The sequence below is a fragment of the Acinetobacter sp. WCHAc060033 genome (assembly GCF_004209125.1).
In the GTDB taxonomy this organism is placed as follows: domain Bacteria; phylum Pseudomonadota; class Gammaproteobacteria; order Pseudomonadales; family Moraxellaceae; genus Acinetobacter; species Acinetobacter wuhouensis.
On the sequence record NZ_SGSW01000017.1, the window covers coordinates 62,663 to 84,086 of the forward strand.

General features: G+C 38.5%; 23 protein-coding genes. 11 read left to right on the forward strand and 12 right to left on the reverse strand.

What is annotated here, in order from left to right; all coding sequences use genetic code 11:
- Positions 1-59: 59 nt before the first annotated feature.
- The gene (locus EXE10_RS09580) at positions 60-518 is read right to left on the reverse strand and encodes a hypothetical protein (protein ID WP_068974185.1); all 459 of its coding nucleotides are present in this window, start codon (positions 516-518) and stop codon (positions 60-62) included.
- A 234-nt stretch (positions 519-752) separates the two neighbouring features.
- Here EXE10_RS09580 and purE point away from each other — a divergent pair, with 234 nt between their 5' ends.
- From purE to EXE10_RS09600, 4 genes are all read left to right on the forward strand, one after another.
- Positions 753-1,265, forward strand: coding sequence for a 5-(carboxyamino)imidazole ribonucleotide mutase (purE, locus tag EXE10_RS09585; RefSeq protein ID WP_068974186.1), 513 nt, complete (start codon positions 753-755; stop codon positions 1,263-1,265).
- A gap of 72 nt (positions 1,266-1,337) precedes the next feature.
- Positions 1,338-2,459 (forward strand): 5-(carboxyamino)imidazole ribonucleotide synthase, encoded by a 1,122-nt coding sequence (locus EXE10_RS09590; RefSeq protein WP_130113204.1) that lies wholly within the window; start codon positions 1,338-1,340, stop codon positions 2,457-2,459.
- 368 nt (positions 2,460-2,827) lie between these two features.
- Complete coding sequence (locus EXE10_RS09595; protein WP_130113205.1) at positions 2,828-3,367, forward strand: hypothetical protein; 540 nt, start codon at positions 2,828-2,830, stop codon at positions 3,365-3,367.
- 247 nt (positions 3,368-3,614) lie between these two features.
- On the forward strand, positions 3,615-4,922 hold the full coding sequence (locus tag EXE10_RS09600; RefSeq protein ID WP_130113206.1) for a lytic murein transglycosylase: 1,308 nt from the start codon (positions 3,615-3,617) through the stop codon (positions 4,920-4,922).
- Between the two features lie 61 nt (positions 4,923-4,983).
- On the opposite strand, the gene EXE10_RS09605 is transcribed toward EXE10_RS09600, so the two are convergent.
- Together EXE10_RS09605 and EXE10_RS09610 are read right to left on the reverse strand one after the other, a co-directional pair.
- Positions 4,984-5,361 (reverse strand): hypothetical protein, encoded by a 378-nt coding sequence (locus EXE10_RS09605; protein ID WP_068974190.1) that lies wholly within the window; start codon positions 5,359-5,361, stop codon positions 4,984-4,986.
- Positions 5,362-5,495: 134 nt separating this feature from the next.
- Entirely contained in the window at positions 5,496-6,410 is a 915-nt protein-coding gene (locus EXE10_RS09610) for a matrixin family metalloprotease (RefSeq protein WP_130113207.1), read from the reverse strand.
- Positions 6,411-6,610: 200 nt separating this feature from the next.
- Between EXE10_RS09610 and EXE10_RS09615 the strand changes: the two genes are divergently transcribed.
- Positions 6,611-7,213, forward strand: coding sequence for a hypothetical protein (locus EXE10_RS09615; RefSeq protein ID WP_130113208.1), 603 nt, complete (start codon positions 6,611-6,613; stop codon positions 7,211-7,213).
- Between the two features lie 7 nt (positions 7,214-7,220).
- Here EXE10_RS09615 and EXE10_RS09620 read toward each other — a convergent pair whose 3' ends face one another.
- From EXE10_RS09620 to grpE, 7 genes are all read right to left on the reverse strand, one after another.
- On the reverse strand, positions 7,221-7,748 hold the full coding sequence (locus EXE10_RS09620) for a hypothetical protein (RefSeq protein ID WP_130113209.1): 528 nt from the start codon (positions 7,746-7,748) through the stop codon (positions 7,221-7,223).
- A gap of 3 nt (positions 7,749-7,751) precedes the next feature.
- A complete protein-coding gene (locus EXE10_RS09625) occupies positions 7,752-8,165 on the reverse strand; it encodes a hypothetical protein (RefSeq protein ID WP_130113210.1) in 414 nt (137 codons plus the stop codon).
- Positions 8,166-8,292: 127 nt separating this feature from the next.
- On the reverse strand, positions 8,293-8,607 hold the full coding sequence (locus EXE10_RS09630; protein WP_227542639.1) for a putative quinol monooxygenase: 315 nt from the start codon (positions 8,605-8,607) through the stop codon (positions 8,293-8,295).
- Between the two features lie 31 nt (positions 8,608-8,638).
- Positions 8,639-8,815 (reverse strand): hypothetical protein, encoded by a 177-nt coding sequence (locus EXE10_RS21885; protein ID WP_228256809.1) that lies wholly within the window; start codon positions 8,813-8,815, stop codon positions 8,639-8,641.
- Complete coding sequence (locus EXE10_RS21890) at positions 8,816-9,001, reverse strand: MerR family transcriptional regulator (protein ID WP_228256810.1); 186 nt, start codon at positions 8,999-9,001, stop codon at positions 8,816-8,818.
- Positions 9,002-9,091: 90 nt separating this feature from the next.
- Entirely contained in the window at positions 9,092-11,035 is a 1,944-nt protein-coding gene (gene dnaK / locus EXE10_RS09640) for a molecular chaperone DnaK (RefSeq protein ID WP_068974196.1), read from the reverse strand.
- A 155-nt stretch (positions 11,036-11,190) separates the two neighbouring features.
- Positions 11,191-11,742, reverse strand: coding sequence for a nucleotide exchange factor GrpE (gene grpE / locus EXE10_RS09645; RefSeq protein ID WP_068974197.1), 552 nt, complete (start codon positions 11,740-11,742; stop codon positions 11,191-11,193).
- A gap of 824 nt (positions 11,743-12,566) precedes the next feature.
- Between grpE and EXE10_RS09650 the strand changes: the two genes are divergently transcribed.
- Positions 12,567-12,830, forward strand: a complete 264-nt coding sequence (locus EXE10_RS09650; RefSeq protein ID WP_130113211.1) for a hypothetical protein — start codon at positions 12,567-12,569, stop codon at positions 12,828-12,830.
- Between the two features lie 78 nt (positions 12,831-12,908).
- Here EXE10_RS09650 and EXE10_RS09655 read toward each other — a convergent pair whose 3' ends face one another.
- Positions 12,909-13,916: a putative solute-binding protein gene (locus EXE10_RS09655; RefSeq protein WP_087553601.1), complete on the reverse strand. Its 1,008-nt coding sequence runs from the start codon at positions 13,914-13,916 to the stop codon at positions 12,909-12,911.
- Positions 13,917-14,271: 355 nt separating this feature from the next.
- Between EXE10_RS09655 and tauA the strand changes: the two genes are divergently transcribed.
- The 4 genes from tauA to tauD all read left to right on the forward strand — a co-directional run bounded on the left by tauA (position 14,272) and on the right by tauD (position 18,152).
- On the forward strand, positions 14,272-15,261 hold the full coding sequence (gene tauA, locus EXE10_RS09660; RefSeq protein ID WP_130113212.1) for a taurine ABC transporter substrate-binding protein: 990 nt from the start codon (positions 14,272-14,274) through the stop codon (positions 15,259-15,261).
- Between the two features lie 17 nt (positions 15,262-15,278).
- Entirely contained in the window at positions 15,279-16,085 is an 807-nt protein-coding gene (gene tauB, locus EXE10_RS09665; RefSeq protein ID WP_130113213.1) for a taurine ABC transporter ATP-binding subunit, read from the forward strand.
- 2 nt (positions 16,086-16,087) lie between these two features.
- Positions 16,088-16,930 carry a taurine ABC transporter permease TauC gene (tauC, locus tag EXE10_RS09670; protein ID WP_130113214.1) on the forward strand — a complete coding sequence of 281 codons (843 nt, stop codon included), beginning with the start codon at positions 16,088-16,090 and terminating at the stop codon, positions 16,928-16,930.
- A gap of 358 nt (positions 16,931-17,288) precedes the next feature.
- A complete protein-coding gene (gene tauD, locus EXE10_RS09675) occupies positions 17,289-18,152 on the forward strand; it encodes a taurine dioxygenase (protein ID WP_130113215.1) in 864 nt (287 codons plus the stop codon).
- Positions 18,153-18,533: 381 nt separating this feature from the next.
- Here the strand turns inward: tauD and EXE10_RS09680 are convergent, their stop codons facing one another.
- The gene (locus EXE10_RS09680) at positions 18,534-19,235 is read right to left on the reverse strand and encodes a YczE/YyaS/YitT family protein (RefSeq protein ID WP_130113216.1); all 702 of its coding nucleotides are present in this window, start codon (positions 19,233-19,235) and stop codon (positions 18,534-18,536) included.
- Positions 19,236-19,380: 145 nt separating this feature from the next.
- Between EXE10_RS09680 and EXE10_RS09685 the strand changes: the two genes are divergently transcribed.
- The gene (locus EXE10_RS09685) at positions 19,381-21,273 is read left to right on the forward strand and encodes a 5'-nucleotidase C-terminal domain-containing protein (RefSeq protein WP_130113217.1); all 1,893 of its coding nucleotides are present in this window, start codon (positions 19,381-19,383) and stop codon (positions 21,271-21,273) included.
- The last annotated feature ends 151 nt before the right edge of the window (positions 21,274-21,424 follow it).

Below are 21,424 nucleotides of genomic sequence, written 5' to 3' on the forward strand. Positions count from 1 at the left end.
ATGCATCATTTGAAACATCAACGCTTAGATTTAAAATGATGATAGTAATGAGTCAAAACTCAATCTATTTTGTATTTACATGCTTTTTTGAGGATTTGTGAAAACTTTTTATCCCGATCAGTTGGATCTTCGTAATCAAAGGCATAATCTGTATCTAAAGTTGTAAAAGATAATTCGCCATTCGGCTCAAATCCTGAAATCACCGTATTATAGGCTTGGTCTTCGCAATACACATGGTATTCAGCAATAGAATAGGTATTGCCAATCTCAGTTGGGCCAACATAATATCCTGTCATGGCAATGGGTTCTTTGTCATAAGTGACCTTTTTCCCTGTCACGATAAATTTTTCATGCGTCCCACCAGTGAGTGCAGAACTTTTGATCTCACCCATATAGCCTTTTTCTTTATTGAGATTTTTAAAAGTTGTATTGAATTCATTGGTGTTTAAATTCACCAATGCCGAATAGCTCTGAGTCGCGCAGAGTGCTAGGGTAAGAATACTGAGAAGTTTTTTCATTGTATATTTTCTTGCAGATGTTGTTGTTCTATCTTAATTAATTTCAATGTTATTGCCTAGTTCAATCCAAATTATTCCTATTCGCTAAAAAAATAATGAAAATATTGCCCTGCTCTATCTGTAAAATTTTCTTGAGCTGAAAAATCAGTCTATAATAGCGAGCTTCTTGATATTCATTTAAACACTGATCATCAGTTTTTAAACTTCCTTACATTCGTTTACGGAATATATGCAATGAATGCGGCCGCTGTACAAGACGCTCCTTTAGTTGGAATTATCATGGGTTCTCAATCTGATTGGGCGACTCTCGAAAACACTGCCAATATGCTTAAACAGCTTGGTGTCCCTTTTGAAGCCGAAGTTGTTTCTGCGCATCGTACGCCAGACCGCTTATTTGAATATGCTGAAACTGCACGTGAACGTGGTATTCAAGTGATTATTGCAGGTGCAGGTGGTGCGGCGCATTTACCAGGAATGTGTGCGGCAAAAACTGATCTTCCTGTATTGGGTGTTCCAGTTAAATCTTCTATTTTGAATGGCGTAGATTCATTGCTGTCTATCGTGCAAATGCCAGCGGGTATTGCAGTGGGTACATTGGCGATTGGCCCTGCGGGTGCAACCAATGCGGCAATTATGGCAGCACAGATTTTAGGTTTGACACGTCCAGAAATTGCAAAAAATGTTGCGGAATTCCGTGCTGCGCAAACTGATAAAGTGGCGAGCAAAAATATTCCAGGTCAAATTTAAGATCGACTGATTTTTTATTGAGTCAGTTTCATATTCAGTCAGTCAAGCCAAGCGAAAAACAGGACACAGATTATGGATAAAACCATCGGTATTTTTGGTGGTGGTCAATTGGGTCGAATGATGGCACAAGCTGCCCTGCCCCTAAATATTCAATGCACCTTTTTTGAAGCCAGCCAAGATTGTCCATCTGCTGCATTAGGTCAGGTATTTTCAACCAAAGCAGAAAATGGCTTGCAAGATTTTATTGCCAACGCAGATGTATTCAGCCTTGAGTTTGAAAATACACCGTTGATCGATGTCGATGTTTTGACCAAACAAAAAGATTTACATCCGCCACGTCAGGCTTTGGCGATCGCACAACATCGTTTGTCTGAAAAAGCGCTGTTTGATGAGCTTGCGATCCCTGTTGCGCCGTATAAAGCGGTGACTTCACTCGATGAATTAAAATCAGCGGTTGAACAACTCGGCTTACCGATTGTCCTGAAAACCTCACGTGGTGGTTATGATGGCAAAGGTCAGTTTGTATTGCGTACAGCAGATCAAATTGATCAAGCTTGGGTGGAGCTTGGCCCTGCGGGTGAATTGATTGCAGAAAGCTTTGTGACTTTCTCACGTGAAGTGTCGATCATTGCCGTACGTGGTATTGACGGTGATGTGAAAACTTGGCCTTTGGCTGAAAATCATCATCATAATGGTATCTTATCCCACTCGATTGTACCTGCGCCAAACAGCACAGATTTACAGCCTGTGGCACAGGATTACATCACGCGTTTATTGAACCATTTAAACTATGTCGGTGTACTGACACTTGAGTTATTCGTAACAGAAAAAGGCTTATATGCCAATGAGATGGCACCACGTGTGCATAACTCAGGGCATTGGTCGATTGAAGGTGCGATTTGTTCACAGTTTGAAAACCACATCCGTGCTGTTGCTGGTTTACCGCTCGGTTCAACTGAAGTGGTTCGCCCAACGGTCATGATCAATATCATCGGTCAGTATCCAAAATCTGAAGATGTTCTGGCGTTAAAAGGCGCGCACATGCACCTTTACAATAAAACTGAACGTGAAGGTCGTAAGATCGGTCATATTACTTTAATGCCAAATGATTCAGCTGAATTGACGACTTTATGCCGCCAATTGGCAAAAATATTGCCGAATCCATTGGCGTTAAGCGAAGATATGAGCATCTAAGCGAAAATAGCGTGTTAAAAAAGCGGTCATTCAAATGACCGCTTTTTTATTGTTTTAAGTTCTGTATGATGCCTGTCCTGCACTTTTCCTTTGATCGAAAAACGCTGTATTTCACCGAAAAGCACAATTAAAATAGTTAAATTAAGCGCATAATTCACCTTCAAAATCGGTTGAATTGAGAGATATTTTTAAATTTAAACTATAAAAATTTGATTTGAATTTAAAAATAGAGTAGGACAATTTTTTGTGTAAAAGTCACTTATCCACAACTCAGTTACACCACTTAGATTCTTGGAAATGCGATAGAGATTAATTTGAATTCAAAAGTTTTGAATTTAAATCATGAAAATAAAAAACGAAGAGCCAGAATGAATAAAAAGATATCCACAATTCTGATCTGTATGAATGTATTTTGTATAGAAAGTGCTTTTGCAGAAGAAAATATCCAAGTTCAAACCCTGTTGACACTGGATGCGATCAATTGTGAATCTCCAAATCCAATGCAGGATTTTTTGTTGAACTATTACAGTGCCCAAAAAAGTGAAAAGAAATCTGTACTTAAAGGGCAACGATTCATATTGAATGATGCGAACTATCGTGGGATAAACGCTGTCAAAACATATCCCACAAAATATGGTCAACAGACTGATTTTTCAGTGAATTTTAATCAATTTACATTGCCTGTGATTAAAATTTCAGTGTGGACAAAAGGTTATGCGATAGAACAAAGTGATGCTTATTATATTGTTTTTAAAGGAAAACCATCACAGGTGAGTAAAGCGTTAAAACAACAATTTTCAACGCAATGGAAAACGGCAGATCGCTTAACTCAAACGCCACAAGGCAATACACGTTTGCAATGCGAAGATATTACAGGAATCAGCCCAGCAGGAGATATGATTGAGTGAAGGTGTGGATAACTTTCTATCTATATTTTGGGTAAAAATTTGAATTTAAATTATTTCGCATAATTTCGATGATAAAAAGACTTTGGTTGGCTATGGATAACTTTTTTAAATTCAAAAACTTCTTTTTATAAATTATGAATTCAAAATGTACAAATGAATTTAAATTTTACGATTTACAACTGTCATTTTATTCACAGGCTGTTATGGTATTTACATAATTTAAATTTAAAACCAATTTGTGGATATTATGCGTTATTTATCATTATTTTGTGGATCGGCTTTATTGGCAGTGACTCATGCCAATGCTGAGTTAATTATTAATGGTCAGATTTCTTCTGGAACAACGACGACAACAAATCAGCCTATTCAGAGCCAAAGTATTCAAAATTATTCACCGAATTCAAATTTTCAAAACTGTATTGCAAACTTACGCTCACAGGCTATTTCTTCAGGTGTGAGTGGTTCAACCTATGATCGTTATACGCGAAATTTAACACCTGATTATTCAGTCATTAGCAAACTCGACTATCAGCCTGAATTTTCTACCCCAATCTGGGATTATCTCTCAGGGTTGGTCGATGAGGAGCGTGTAGAAAAAGGGCGTCAAATGTTAGCGCAACATCGTGATGTGCTCAACCGTGTCGCAGCTGCTTATGGTGTACCTGCTGAAACTGTGGTCGCTGTGTGGGGCGTGGAAAGTAATTTTGGTGATATTTCTGGTAAATATCCATTGCTCCAAGCTCTGGGTACATTGAGTTGCGAGGGTCGTCGTCAAAGCTATTTTAGAGGCGAGTTTTTTGCAACCATGCGCATTTTGCAACGTGGTGATTTGCGTAAAGAGCAGTTAAAAGGATCGTGGGCAGGGGCGTTTGGTCATACCCAATTTATGCCATCGACTTATGAAGAATTAGCAGTCGATTTTGATGGTGATGGTCGCCGTGACTTGGTTTCAAGTACTTCAGATGCTTTGGCTTCAACAGCAAATTTCCTCAAAAAGCGTGGTTGGCAAACAGGTATGCCGTGGGGCTTTGAAGTTAAAATCCCTGATGGTGCTTCAGTGGGTGGCGAAAGTCGTCGTAATAAAAAATCTTTAAGTTCTTGGGTAAATCGTGGTTTTACCCGTGTGGATGGTACGCCAATCATTCAAGGTAATTTATCTGAAAGTTCACAAGCAGGTTTAATGATGCCAGCAGGGGCGAATGGCCCAGCTTTCTTAGTGTTTAAAAACTTTGATGCGATTTATTCGTACAATGCTGCTGAAAGTTATGCTTTGGCAATTGCTCATTTATCTGATCGTTTACAGGGTAAAGGTGGTTTTCAAACAGCATGGCCAACAGCAGATGCGGGAACATCTCGCGCTGAACGTCGTGAAATTCAAAATTATTTATTGAAAAAAGGCTATGACATTGGTGAGGCTGATGGTTTGATTGGTGATAAAACGCGTCAGGCAATCCAACAAGAGCAAACCAAGTTGGGCTTAAATCCAACAGGTCGGGCAGGGCAACAAATTTTAAATGCATTCAGAAATGAAGCGGCTAAAAGTATGATGCAATAAATTATCGCTAACAAAACAAAAGGTCTGCAATTGCAGACCTTTGTTGATTTAAATCATAGAATTATTCAATATCCGCTTGATCAATTTTTACAGCTTCAAGTAAATCAAAAATCACCGCAGTCACATCTTGAGTATGGTCACGATTATTAAAAATTTCATAAGCCGTGATGGTCACATCCGTATCACTCGGAAGTTGTTTTTGTTCTTCTTCAATCAGGTGTTGAATCGGCAATAAAGTCTGCTTAATTTCAATGTGTAAAATATCAGAGAACTCGATATTTTCTTCTTCAAGTTCAATTTGTTGCTCATTAAAATAAGGCAACAAAATGGCATAAAGATAAGGCTGAAGTTCAGTAATATCAAAGATTTCAATATCACGAGTTTGTTCAATCGTGCTGATATGATCATTTACTTCAAGAATAATATGATAATAGCTCATTGGAATCTCCCCATTACTTAGCTTAGATGAAGCACAATAGCATGATTTTTAAATAAAGCCGACCTTATTGCCAATTAAATACATAAAAACAATAAGGTTTTAAAATATCAGCATTACTGTTGAAAAAAGAATATTCATCTAGAGTTTAACATCGCTAAATCTGCTGCGGTTAATTTAAAGTTTTGCAAATCTTGTTCTTTCATCATCGGGTACATCAGTGCTTTAGGATCATCATTGTGTAACAGTCCAAGTGCATGCCCGAGCTCATGGGCAATGGTGACACGTAAATCATCATTCGATTCAAATTCATAAATATTGATACTGCGTCCATCAAAAACACCTTTATCAAACTGACGTGGTTGAAAGCGGTGATTGAAATGATCCACAGATTGATTAAATTGTTGATTAACAGAGTTGAATTGCTCAACTTGCTGATTTAATTCATAGACCTTTTGATTGTAATTATCCAGTTGTTGTTTCAGTTGAGTTTGTTCAATGATGAGTTGGTTTTTTTGCTGATCCAGTTGGTATTTTGTTGATGAATCGATATTTTGTCGGGTCTGGTTAATGCTATTGATTAACTGATTATATTGGTTAATTTTTGTTTGATAATTTGTTTTCTGTAGTTCTAACTCACGATTTGCTAAATCCAGTTCTGCGTGGATTTGTTGAATTTTTTGTTTTTCGCTGTGCGTATATTGTTGGGTATTTTCTAATATTTTCATTTCTTGCGAACGTGCATTCGACTCAGCCTGACGTTCATCGTAGATTAAATTAATGGTCAGTTTGGCATTCGGATCATAGACGAATAGGCTTTTCAGTGTACCAATATGCCAAATTTCAGCCGCTTGTTGTGCCAAGTCTTGCACTTGTGATTGGCTCAGGTTAAAGCGTGGATCAATCTCACCGATACGATAGCGTAGACGCGTGTCCAAAGGGTGAGAAATACGATCCATCACAGAATTATGATTGAGTTGCGGATACATCATGCGTTGTATCGCAAAATATGCCGTAAAAATGATTAAACCGAGTAAAATCCAAAGACGCATGATCTGTATATAAATATTTTTTGTTCTGAATAATCTATCTGAAATTATCAGAATGACAAGTACTCAAACAGATTGATCATACATGATGGTTGTTTTAACCCTTGTTGTGGCAGTCTTTATAAAATGCAGATTGCAGAATTTAACAGACGTGTAGAGCATTCGCTTTTAAGCTTAAACAAAAGATTTAGAAGATAACAAAGATGAATATATATGTAATTTTAGGTGTGTTGATGCTCATCGCAGGTTTAGGGTGTTGGAGCTATGTGTTTAAATGTCTGTACATCATGTTCCGTACTCGTATCGTGGTCGATTTACCCTTGAATGAGCAGTTTAAAACATTTCGTGTGACCGAAAAGGGTGGTTTTGCCATTTGGGAAGAGGGACCAATGTTGAAAAAATCGCCCATGGCATTCAGCACACCTCAGATTATAAACACCGATCACCATCAGCCTGTAAAACTTTCCCGTAGTTATGGCAATGCCACAAAAACGAGTTTTACTCGCGCATCGCGAATGGTTTACTTTTGTGAGTTGGATGCAGGAAATTATGTGTTTGAAGTTCATGCAGGCTCTTCATTAGGCAAACTCGATCAAGCGATCAGCAATACGATTGAGCGTGTGGTGACGATTCCTAAAGCACCAGCATCAGAATATCGAATTCAACTACGCAAAAGCCTGAATAAACGGCAACGATTATTGATAATTCCCGCTGTTTTTATCGGACTATTTTTATTCAATATAGGATTGTTTACTGTCTTAGGTCATACGACAGGTGTGCATCTTGAAGGTGCTTTGGGCATGTAAAAATATGTTATGAATGCGCAATATTGAATAGTAATTGTAGATCCATAAACAGCAAAATAAATGCAAGCACACTGAGGATTCGATTTATCCATTTGGATTTTTTCAGATAACTTTGTGTATGGCAGATGTCGTAAAAATCTCTGAAATGCCACATGATATAGCTGATTTTATGTTTAAAAACAGCACTAACAGACTGTTGATGGTTCTGTTCTCGCAACACAGAACGCACCACCAGAGCATTGAGCCACAGAACAGTGCTGACGATGCAAATAATAAACAGGAAACTCCATGCGAAACGTACCGATTGATCTGTTTCAATCAGCACAAGTTCGATATATAGATGATTCATCATTACGGTACTGAGGATCAACATCAGCCGATAAAAAGTATGCTTTAAATACGTCTGTGAAATGCTTGTCCCCGCTTTTTTCATGGTGCTGTTATAGGTAATCCTAGCAGCAAACAGAGCAAAGCCATGGCAAGTCAGCTCAAAAAAAACAAACAGTGCAATGGTCAGAAATATAACTTTAATCATGTTTTATTCTTGGAAAATGGGTTGATAGAGCGAAGGTGTGACTAATATCATTAACAAAATTCCAGCACTCACAAAAGCCAGATCATTAAAAATCGCAGCAAAACTACTCATATAAATCCAATGCATATAGGGCATAAAATAGAGTAGAAAAGTGGGGAAGAATGTATAGAGATAGGCTTTTCTTGCCCATTCTTTTTTCAGGAGTAACCCAATAGTAATGGTGAGTATAATTATTCCTGCAATGCCCATCACAGTGAGTTCCCACGATTGTGGTTCTAGATATAGGGTTTTATCGAGAAGTTCTAATTCAGGTTCAACATTAAATATATCAATGCATGCTGCAATGATAGGCAAAATAAATTGGGCAATGATCAGGCTGTAATATACAGTCGGGGAAACGGCAGGGGTGTTTTTCATTTTCTAAGCCTGTTTTTATTTTGATTATAAAGATAGTTTTAGTTTCGTCTATAAAAAACTCTGAACTAAATTCTCTAAGTTTGCTACAGCTTAGAGGATTCAGTTCATCTTCTGATGAATCTAAACTTTAAAGAACAATGTCACTGATAAAATGCTGCATGACCTCAGTCAAATCCTGTGCAAGATATGCTTTGGTATGGGATTGTTGAAAATGGGTATTGTAGGCATCTTCTGAGTCGAAGCGTTCCCAAAGCAGTAAACGAGTAGCATCATTTTGGCATTGATGGAGTTGAAATAGGGTACAGCCTGATTCCTGTTCTAAAGTGATTTTACATAATGCACTTAAGGCATTACGGGTCTCTAAAATTTTATTGGGATCTTTAATTTTTAATTCAGCAGTGACATAAAAGCCTGTAGTCAGCATCATTTCTTTCTCATTCATATGGTGAATCATAGATGCTAACTGCTAGAGTTCACTCTAGCTCAAGCATTTTTTCTGCATAAAATTCGATTTTATAATCGACGATGTCGAGTTCTTGATTTAATCGTTGAATTTCCTGTTTTAATTTTTGCGAATGTTGCATAAGTAATAATTGCCTTTGTTTCAAGGTTTGATTGCCTTCGAGACGAAATTGGGCAAATTCTTGCATCTATTCTAAAGGCATACCTGTAGATTTTAAACGCTTAATCCATTCTAACCAGTCCAAGTCCAGTTGGGTATAAACACGTCGACCTGCTTGATTACGATGAATATTTTTGAGTAATCCAATCTGCTCGTAATACCTTAGCGTATGGATGGATAACCCAGTTTTTTTAGCAATATCAGAGATTAACAAAAGCAACTCCAAATTTAATTTATTCAAGTAGAAAGCAATAAAAAACCGCTCAATCTCTTGAGCGGTTTTCTTTAGACATTCAATAACGAATTATTTTTTGTCATCTTTCACTTCAGTGAACTCAGCATCTACAACGCCATCGTCCGCTTTTTGCTGTTGTTGACCAGCGTCACCACCGAATTGGTTAGGATCGAAACCTTGAGCTCCGCCTTGACCTTGAGCAGCTTCATACGCACGTTGAGTAATCGGCATGATGATGTTTTGAAGCGCTTCAGTTTTCGCTTTAATATCATCTACATCATTCTCTTTCGCAGCAGTTTCTAACTCAGCTACCGCAGCATCGATTGCAGATTTTTCATCAGCAGTGACTTGCTCGCCCAAATCTTTAACCGCTTTTTGAGCAGAAGAAACGAGAGCATCAGCTTCGTTACGTGCTTTAGCAAGTTCTTCGAACTTACGATCTTCTTCAGCATTCGCTTCAGCATCTTTGATCATCGCTTCAATTTCAGCATCGCTCAAACCAGAGTTTGCTTTAATTTGAATTGATTGCTCTTTACCAGTGCTCTTATCTTTTGCAGATACTTTCAAGATACCATCAGCGTTGATGTCGAACGATACTTCAATTTGTGGCACACCACGTGGAGCAGGTGGGATGTCGCCTAATTGGAAGTTACCCAACAATTTGTTTTGTTGAGCCATTTTACGTTCACCTTGGTAAACTGAAATGTCTACAGCAGGTTGGTTGTCCGCAGCAGTTGAGAACACTTGAGATTTCTTCGCAGGAATCGTGGTGTTTTTCTCGATGATTGCAGTTAACACGCCACCCATAGTTTCAATACCAAGAGTCAACGGAGTCACGTCAAGTAAAAGTACGTCAGTTTTGTCACCTGAAAGTACCGCACCTTGAATCGCAGCACCAATTGCCACTGCTTCATCAGGGTTTACGTCTTTACGAGGTTCTTTACCGAAGAACTCCTGAACTTTTTGTTGAACCATTGGCATACGTGACTGACCACCAACCAAGATCACGTCAGAGATGTCAGAAGTCGAAAGACCAGCATCTTTAAGCGCAATTTTACAAGGCTCAATGGTACGAGCAACTAAGTCAGCAACCAAACCTTCAAGTTTTGCACGTGTTACATTGATCACTAAGTGTTTAGGACCAGTTGCATCAGCCGTGATGTATGGAAGGTTAATTTCAGTTGAATTAGATGAAGAAAGCTCAATTTTCGCTTTTTCAGCTGCTTCTTTTAAACGTTGAAGTGCAAGAGGATCTTGTTTCAAGTTGAAGTTTTGTTCTTTTTTGAACTCTTCAACTAAATAGTCGATCAATGCATTATCAAAGTCTTCACCACCAAGGAATGTATCACCATTTGTAGACAATACTTCGATTTGTTGGTCGCCATCTAAGTCAGCAATTTCAATAATTGATACGTCAAAAGTACCACCACCAAGGTCATATACAGCAACTTTACGGTCGCCTTCTTTCTTGTCCATACCGAACGCAAGCGCAGCAGCAGTTGGTTCGTTGATGATACGTTTAACATCTAAACCTGCAATTTTACCTGCATCTTTAGTTGCTTGACGTTGCGCATCGTTGAAGTACGCAGGAACAGTAATTACCGCTTCTGTTACTGTTTCACCAAGGTAGTCTTCAGCAGTTTTTTTCATCTTTTTCAAGATTTCAGCTGAAACTTGTTGTGGTGCTAGTTTTTTATCGTTTACTTCAACCCAAGCATCGCCATTGTCCGCTTTCACGATTTTGAATGGTGCAATACCGATGTCTTTTTGCACTGCTTGGTCTTGGTACTTACGACCGATCAAACGTTTGATTGCATACAAGGTATTTTTAGGGTTGGTTACTGCTTGACGTTTTGCAGATTGACCAACCAAAGTTTCGCCATCTTTGTACGCAACAATCGATGGAGTTGTACGTGCGCCTTCAGCATTTTCAATTACTTTAACTTTATCGCCTTCAAGTACCGCAACACATGAGTTAGTTGTACCTAAGTCAATACCGATAATTTTAGCCATTAATATGTTCCTCTAAATTCTTTTGAATCCTTTAATCTCTCGCTTTGATAATGAGAAATTAAAAGTGATTTTCTTGTAATCCGATATGAGAGCCATTCAAAATATTTCAAGTCATTTTTGATAAAATTTCTAAAAAACTCTCTCATTTATTGGGTTTATGCACCGACCATGACCATTGCAGGGCGGAGCAGACGACCATTTAGGGCATAACCTTTTTGTAAAACTGTGCCGATTTCATTGGCTTTGGCATTTGGGTCGATACCCACTGCTTGATGCAAGTCAGCATTGAAACCATTGATCGTATCTACTTCTACAATGCCGAACTTCTCTAAAGTCGTAAGTAATGATTTTAAAGTCAGTTTTACGCCTTCAAGTACAGGAGTTTCTTCTTCGCCACCTGCTTGAATTGCACGTTCTAAGTTATCTACAGAAGTCAGTAACTCTTTGGCAAACTTTTCAAGCACTGTATCTTTATGCTTTTCAGCTTCACGTTGAATACGTTCAACGCTTTTTTGAGCCTCATAGACTGCATTTGCAGTACGTGCTTTTTCGAGTTTTAAGTCACCTTCAAGTTGAGCAATTTGTTCTTGTAAAGAATCAACAGTCACTTCAGCCTGTTCATTTTCAGCTTGAGTTTGCGCTGATTGTTGTTCTACAGCTTGCTCGTTTTGAAGATCTTGGGCTTCTTGATTTTGCTCAGTTGCCATTGATTTACTCCGTTTAAAAGGGTTCTTAAACATGTACAGTCCTTATCGGTAGCAGTTTACACTGTGTTCATTGCTGAACTGCCATGAGTGTTTAATTTGTCAATGAATATGAAATGTGGGCGAGTCGCTAAAATTCAAGGATTTTCGTTTTAATTTAATGGGTTTTCATCAAAAACAGCAGATTTACACTGAATGAGGCGGAAATATTGGAAATAGATGCACTCGTATACAAAAAAGTTTAATCATTTTTTAGCTAAAAATTGAATGTTCATAAATCAGATAAATCCCAAAATAAGCAAATTTATCAAATGTTAAAATTTATCTAAACATTTAAACATCTATATGTATCGTAAAAATCGATTAAACCATTGATAAAAAAGCTTTGTATTAACCCAAATCTTTAATTATTATCCATCTCAGATTCTATCGTTGTAGTTTCTTTTTTATTATCACATTTATTTTAGAATGTGTTTTCTATGCTTATCCAACCCTCTTGGATAAGCTTTTTTTTGCCACAACAAAATGTTTAATGATGTAAAGCGTGTAAGACTTTTATAAAAAAATTAAAATGCATCACATCAAATTTGATGTTGAATATGATGATTTATTGATGGAAAACAGATGATTAATCATAATTTTCATGAAATTGATCTTATTTTTAAATTTAACAAACTTTTGCAGAGCTTATACGGCAAAGCTCTAAAATTCTTACCAAGCATCAACCAAGTTCACAAAAAAAATAGTAATGATAGTCAGCACGACAACATCGTCTTGAGTTGTCGTTTTTACTAAGTTTAAATTTAAGAGTGATAAAGGAATTAATGATGAAAAAGTCAGGTTTAATTTTTATGCTTTTGGCAGGTGTTGCTGTGATGAGTACAGCGTGTACTTCAAGTGAAACAACAAAAGCACCTGAAACAACACAAACGGCTCCGACATCTGTAGATCAACAACAGTCTGCTCAAACTTCTACAGTGGATCCAACTCAACAAGGTACAGCGGTTGAAGGTGATGCCAATATTCAACAATCTCAAGCACCACAAGCAACAGATGATACTGGTTTAGAGCAACAACCTTCTGCACAGTAAAATCATTTTATAGTAGATAAAAAACCAGACAGTTTTAGGATGCCTCCACTGTCTGGTTTTTATGAGATTGAATCGTACCTATTCACCAGATAAAGAACATTCAAAGTTGGTTCGATCCACAGTACAGCGCGCACGTTTGAGTACCGACATCATGGTTGGATCATAAACCCCTTGTTGAGTGAGTTCTAAACGAGTATCACGCAGTAATTTTTGATAGCGTTCTTTGTCTTCTTTGCTCAGATTCATACGATAACTATTTGGAATGGTTTCTTCGAGTTTTTTAACCATCGCAAATTGTTTCGGCATTTGTTTTAAGAACCAATCTCTGGATAGGTTGCCAAAACCTGGCGAAAACTTGGTGGTATTAAAAATGAGATCTGCTGTGACATTGAGTACTGGAAAATTAAACATTGCTCCAGTATTGCCTAAGCCTTTCGATATTTCTAAAGGTTTAAACGCATAGGCGGGTGCACCGACCATATCCACTTTACCTTGGTTAAATTTAAGCACGAAATCAGAAATATCAGATAAAACTGGTGTTGCACCAACTCGTTTTACTGCGGCAATTTGCGCTTTGTCATAGGACAACACAGCAAAGGTTTTACCCGTGGCTTTTTCAATTGTATTAATTTTTCGGTCACGTACGAATATATAAGCTGGCCCAATTTGACCAATACCACCCACTTCATATTCAACGCCATCCACTGTGGATTTCAGACGTCTCACATTTCTTTTATCAAGGACGAAATTAATGGCTTTTAAGGCAATAGCATTGCTTGGCACGCCACCTAAAGCATCAATAGACCCCGCAAATTTATTAAACTGACGTGAACGCATCGCAGTTAAATAGACGGCATCGCATTTACCATTTTTAAAATCTTTTTCTGCTAGTTCTTCATTTTGGTAAGCGATGAGTTGAACGTCGGTGCTCCATGCTTTAGCCGCCAATGCCCACTCTTCCATCATTTTATATGATTCACCCGCCTTACCCAGTAAATCAAAAACGCAAACATCTTGTTTTGCTAGTGCAATATTTGAAAATCCCAATAAAGAAATGGCTGTAAATGTAAGAAATCCTTTTCTCATTCTAAATCCTTATATTTAAGAAGCATTTTTTCAGATTAAATATAGTAATTTTAGATGTATAAAAATAGAGTTATTACTCTATTTCCGACGAGTAAACCATTGAAAATTTTGGATAATGTGATTTTGATAATTAAGCTTTGTTTAAGTGTGACTTTAATCACATGATTGCTGTGAGGGAAAATCCATTAATTTGTTTCTAATCTTGATGTGGTTAATGAGATTTTTTGGATTTATGAATCAGTTAATGAATTAAAAAGATAAGCAAATCTGAAAAACATATTTTTTATTAATATACGAAAACCTTACCATTAACATGAATTTTAATCCTTTCTCTCAGCATATTTTATAATCGCTCATGAAACTTCAGCAATTGATTTTGTTGAGTTCATTCACTGTCTTACTGGGCATGAGTGGGCTGACAAATGCACGTCCTATTGTCATTGGTTATCAGACCAATATCGAGCCTGCCAAAGTGGCGCAGGCAGATGGTGTCTATGACAAAGCGATTGGGCAAAAGCTGGACTGGCGGTTATTTAACAGTGGGGCAGAGGTGTTGACCGCTTTGGCTTCAGGTTCTGTGGATATTGCGTTGATCGGTTCAAGTCCTTTGGGTGCTGCGGTTGCAAACAATCTACCGATTGAAGTGTTCTTGATTTCAACTGATTTGAAAAGTGCAGAAGCACTGGTGGTACGCAATGGTTCAGGGATTCATAGCCCAAAAGATTTGATTGGTAAAAAAATCGCAACACCATTCGCCTCTACAGCGCATTACAGTTTATTGGGTGCTTTGAAACACTGGAATATCAAAACCAATCAGATTCGTTTATTGAATTTAAAACCTGCGGAAATCAATGCGGCATGGCGTCGTGGTGATATTGATGCAGCCTTTGTATGGTCTCCTGCACTCGCCAATATTCAAAAAACTGGCAAGGTCATGACTGACGCAGGGCAGGTGGGACAATGGGGTTCTCCAACGTTTGAAGTCTGGGTGGCACGTAAAGATTTTGCCAAAAAGCATCCTGAAGTTTTAAGTAAATTTTCTACGGTAACTTTGAATTATTACGATAGTTATAACCGCAATAAGAAACAGTGGACGGCAGATTCTCCAGCGGTACAAAAGATTGCCAAAATTATAGGTGTAGATGCGCAGGATGTACCAACTTTACTAGCAGGTGCGGAATATCCAAATCGCCAGGTGCAACTGAGTCAGCAGTATCTAGGTGGGCGTACCATTCAAAATATTGCCAATTCAGTGAATTTTCTAAAAGCGCAAGGTCTGGTCAAAAAAGTATCTCCAGATTATCAACAATTTATTACGACACGCTATATCAGCGGGTCTAAATAAGATCGGAAGGGTTCATCATGGCTGTATTGACGGTAGAACATGTACAAGCGCAGTATGCTGGCGCTCAACACCCTGTACTTCAGGATGTGTCTTTCCAGTTGGGTTCTGAGCAGTTAATGGTGGCTTTGGGCGCTTCAGGCAGTGGTAAGACGACATTATTAAACCTGATCGCAGGCTTTACTCATCCACAACTCGGTTCGATTAAACTGGATGGTGAGGAAGTGCTTGCACCAAGTCGTGACCGTGGTGTGGTGTTTCAGGATGATGTGTTATTGCCGTGGCAAAATGTACAGGACAATATTGCTTTTGGTTTAGAACTGGCAGGTATAGATCGAAAAACAAGACTGAGTAAAGCACAGGAATTATTAAGTCTGGTCAATTTAGACGGTTTTGGTCAGCGTCACATCTGGGAACTTTCAGGTGGGCAACGTCAACGTGTTGGTTTGGCACGTGCTTTGGCTTCTGATCCTAAAATATTGTTAATGGATGAGCCTTTTGGTGCTTTGGATGCATTTATCCGTGAGCAAATGCAGTGTCTATTATTAGATGTTTGGAAAAGCACAGCTAAACCGACATTCTTAATTACCCATGATATTGAAGAAGCGGTTTTCCTTGCAACAGATCTTATTATTCTTGCGCCAAATCCAGGACGTATTGTTGAAAAGCTGGAACTAGATTTTGCAAAGCGTTATGCCAATGGCGAGTCTGCACGCAGCATTAAATCAGATCCAAAATTTATTGAAATGCGTGAATATGTGTTGAATCGTGTTTTTATTCAAAATGGTCAACTCAATAATCAAAAACAACACGTCGAGCAGGTGTAATCATGACAGCACATTTAGATCCTGAATTGGTTGCTCAAGGTACAACACCTCAGTCGGCTTCCACAAAAGTTCCACGTGAAACCAGTATTACTCTGATCAGTACGATTACGATTATTGCGCTCATTGCGGTGTGGTGGTTGGTAACGACCTTAGGCTGGATTGATGCTTTATTTTTACCATCTCCAGTTGCGGTGATTGATCGTTTTCAGGACTTACTCGCCAATGGTTATATGAGCATCAGCTTATGGAGTCATATCGGTGCAAGTCTGGGACGTATCGGAACAGCTTTAATCGCTGCGGTGATTACAGCGATTCCTTTGGGTATTGCGATTGGACGCAATAAAATTGTCCGTGGTGTATTAGACCCGATTATCGAATTTTATCGTCCGATTCCGCCTTTGGCTTATTTACCATTGATTGTGATCTGGTGTGGTATCGGTGAGTTATCCAAAGTCTTGCTGATCTATTTAGCGATCTTTGCCCCGATTGTGATTGCAACTGCGACAGGCGTGCGTTCAGTCGATCAAGCTAAAATCCGTGCAGCACAGTCTTTGGGTGCAACACAGATGCAGATTATTAAACACGTAATCTTGCCGAGCTCGTTACCCAATATTCTAACGGGTATCCGCATTGGTTTAGGGGTGGGCTGGTCTACACTGGTTGCCGCTGAACTGGTAGGCGCTTCTGAAGGACTTGGCTTTATGGTGCAGTCTTCTTCACAGCTTTTAGCAACAGATGTAGTGATCGTGGGTATCTTAATTATTGCTGTGATTGCTTTTATTCTGGAAATTGGTTTGCGCCGTTTGCAGAGAAAACTGGTGCCTTGGGATAAGCAATCTTTGTAAGTCTGATCAAGCTAAAGTTTCTAGGAAACTGAGTGTTAAAAGCATATTTAAAATCAGATTATGTTGGATACGCGAAAACGTCATCCGCAACTGTTTGAGGCAGGACTACTTTTGTTGCGTATTGTTTTTGCAATGCAATGATTAATATTCGGTAGCTGACGAGTTTTGCGGATGACAATGGTTTTGGGTACTTTTCCCGAAAGAAAAGTACCTCGAGCCGAAGGCTAATCCTGAAATTAAAATCTTTGATGTAAGACTCCGTCTAAAACTTAAAAATATTTTTAAGTTTTTAGCAAGGAACATCGATGGATTAAGTTATTTAAATCTTTTCAAACATCATGAGATGATCGAGGAAGAAATGAACGCTGTTGTTTCAAGTACTTTTAAAGTGACCCCATTGAACCCGACGATTGGTGCTTTAATTGAAGGTGTTAATTTTAATCAGCCTTTAACACCTGAAGAAAAGGCTTCGATTGAAGCGGCTTTACTGAAATATCAGGTGATTTTCTTTAGAAATCAGCAAATGACACCGCAACAACACGCGGCATTTGCCCGTCAGTTTGGTCAGTTGCATGTGCATCCGATTTATCCAAATATTCCAGAACAACCTGAAATTATGGTGCTGGATACTGAGTTGAACGACTTACGTGACAATGCACTTTGGCATACCGATGTAACCTTCCTTGAAGAACCTGCAATGGGTGCAATTCTCAGTGCCAAGAAAGTGCCTGCTTGGGGTGGCGATACGTTATGGTCAAGTGGTACAGCTGCTTTTGAAGCATTGTCTAAACCGATGCAAGAGATGCTGAGTGGCTTAACCGCAACGCATGATATTGCACGTTCATTCCCTGTAGACCGTTTTGGAAGTGATCCTGCTGAGTTTGAAAAACTTGAAGCAGCCAAGAAAAAGCATCCACCGATCAGCCATCCTGTGATCCGTACACATCCAGTGACTGGACGCAAAGCATTATTCGTCAGTGAAGGATTCACCACTCGCATTAATGAGCTGGAAGCAAAGGAAAGTGATGCAGTATTGAAAATGTTGTTTGAGCATATTCAAAAGCCAGAGTTTGTGGTGCGCTGGTCATGGCAAGCCAATGATGTGGCTTTCTGGGATAACCGTTGTACGTTCCATTATGCTGTAGATGATTATCGTCCTGTGCATCGTGTGATGAACCGTGCGACATTGATGGGAGATAAACCGTTTTATCAGGCGGATTGATTTGAAAGTACTGTTTTGAGAGTATGGTTTTTAAGGATTTGATCCATGTGAGTGTCAGTAAATTCACATGGATTTTTTATTGATGAGTCATATAAGAAATAAATACCACTCGATTAAAGTTAGATAATATAAATTAAAGGTTTACACAGACTCGAAATATGTTGAAAAGTTTAAATTGCTTTGCGTAGTCGATGCCTCACTTTTGAAGGGTCAAAAGTGACAAAAACCCTTTGTTGGACAAAGGGGATATCCATATCGCCCTTGTCCAACAGCGACATCCATGTCGCCTCACGATAGCATCACCACGTTTAAAGCAATTGATGTAGAAAAGCAAAAGAGGCTAATTTATATAAAGTTAATTTAACAGATTGGTATAACACTTTATTTAAAATCTAAAAAACTGAATTTTGGCATCATCGTGCGTATCAGTGTTCCAATTAAAAAAGCAGAAATAATCGTCCCTTCCCGAATCCCGATTAGTTGATGCAACACCAGATAAGAACTGGTCGCTGCAAAAGCCACAAGAATCACATCGCCATAGGTTTTGACTGTGCCATAATTTTTGTGAAAACGAATCGCAAAAGCCTGATAAACCCCTTCACCTGCCAGATAAATTAAACGAGCTTTAACCTGTAAAATGACGCCAATCGCTGTAATCACACAACTGATCAATGACACCGACATCTGGTAAACGTATTGTTGAATGTCCATAAACTGCGTCAGCCAAAGCGCGACATCAATAAACACACCAAATACAATGCCCACCACAAGTTGCAGCCACTGAATCATCTGAAACTGTTTACCTAAAATTGCCATTTGAATCAGAATAAAAATTGTATGTAGGATAATGGTCAGTACGCCGACGCTTAATGGAAAAATATAGCTGAATACATAAGGCACGGAAGAAATTGGAGAAGTACCCAAATTAGAACGGATCGAAAGCGCAACACCAAATGACAATAAACTTAAGCCACAAAATAAGGTGAGTAAGCGAAGCAGAAAGTGTTTTGGCATTGGATTGGATAAACGGGCAAATAAATAGTGTATGCCTTCAGATCTAGGTGGTCTATAAGGCGAAAGCAACGAAAATGTCTCAATTTGATGAAATGATCATTTTTAATGATGATTCAGAAAATAAAAATACTTTCATTGTGTTTAATTATTCATCAAAATTAAATAAATAAAAGACAAAATAAAGATCTAATATATACTGAACGTTGGAAATATCATGTTGATTAATAATAAAAAACATATTTTAGTGTTGTCGGTTCTCTCGATACTTTTGACAGCGTGTAATGATGATAATGATACTGCTGTAAAGGCTGAGGGAAAACCACTGGAACTTAATATTCTACATATTAATGATCACCATTCACATTTGGATGAAGAAAGTATTAAGTTTAAAGCCAATGTGGGGACAGGTGAGGAAGAGTTCTCTGTTACAAGTGGCGGCTTTGCACGAGTTGCGAGCTTGATCAATCAACTGGCAACAGAAAAGAAGAATGTTTTAAAGATTCATGCAGGTGATGCAGTTACAGGGGATCTGTACTACAACTTAAGCGATGGTAAAGCGGATGCAGACGCAATGAATACCATCTGTTTTGACACCTTTACACCAGGAAACCATGAGTTTGATGCCAAAGATGATGGGTTGAAAAAATTTATAGATTTCCTTGATCAAGGTTCATGTAAAAACAAAACCAAAATTCTCACTGCCAATGTCACTTTTGGTGCTTCTTCACCATTATATAAAACCAACCGTATTCAAAAATCACAAGTCTTCGAAAAAGATGGGGTGAAATTTGCTATCATTGGCCTAACAGTGGCGAAGAAAACCAAGAACTCATCACAACCGAATGCAGATACTTTATTTGCAGATGAGATCGTCACAGCACAAAAAGAAATTGATCAATACAAAGCTCAGGGCATTAAAAATATTATCCTACAAACTCATGTGGGCTACGACCTAGATCAGCAACTTGCGCAATCATTGACAGGTGTTGATGTCATTATTGGTGGTGATTCACATACATTATTGGGTCCTGAGAGCCTAAAAAAATATAATATGACACCAGAAGGTCTATATCCAACGCAGCTGAAGAATAAAGATGGCAATTTGGTTTGTGTGGCTCAAGCTTGGCAATATAGCTATATCGTTGGTGAGTTAAATGTGAAGTTTGATAAGAATGGCAACATTGAAAGCTGTAGTGGCACACCGAATGTGTTAATTGGAAATAATTTTGCACGAACCGCTAAAGATGCCAAAGTAGTAACAGAAACAGAGAAGCAAGCCATTCTTAATCAATTTAAGACGGATAATGTTCCATTTAGAGTTGTTGCGCCATTACAAAAAACGCTGGATGTTTTAAAACCGTATCAAGATCAGAAAAAGAGTTTTGCGCAAACTATCGTAGGACAAGCAACTGATAACTTATGTTCACGCCGTGTCCCTGGGACGCAACGTGATGTAGGACGTTCCTCTTTAGGTGATGTTTGTAATAAAAACCCGCATGTAGATCAGCATGGCGGTGATATCCAACAAATCATTGCAGAGGCGTTCTTACAGCAGGGCAAGACATTCTTCAATGCGGATATCTCCTTCCAGAATGGTGGCGGTGTACGTGAAGATGTTGCTTTGGGCGATGTCAGCGTCGGTAAAATCTATAATGTCCTGCCATTTAAAAATACCTTATTGCGTCTGGATATGACGGGGGCAGAAGTAAAAGCGACGCTGGAAGATGCAATAGATGGTGTGATTACACAGAACAACACAGGCAGTTATCCATATACAGGTGGATTACGCTGGAATGTCGACTTTACTCAGAACAAAGGACAACGCCTTAGTCAGATTCAAGTACGCAATGATGCAGGGCAATATGAAAATCTGGATCTGAATAAAACCTATAAAGTCATCACGATTGATTTCCTTGCAAATGGTGGTGACTATTACACAACACTGAAAACCATTACAGGTGAACGCCGTGTCAATGTCGGTTTAGATTATGCAGAAGCTTTTTTAAAGTACGCACAGGCACTTCCAGGACAGATTGGTCAGAAGAAGATCAATAAACTGGCAACAACTCAGTACAGTACCCAGTTGTTTATCGACAAAGCCAAATAACATGAATAAATAAGTGCAAAAAATCCCGCTTCGGCGGGATTTTTTTATAAAAATGCTCAAAAAATAGATAAAAAAACGATTTTTTCATGAATTTGGTAGAAAAAATGTCCACACGATTAAAAACCCTTGAAAAAGGGGTTGCACCCCATCA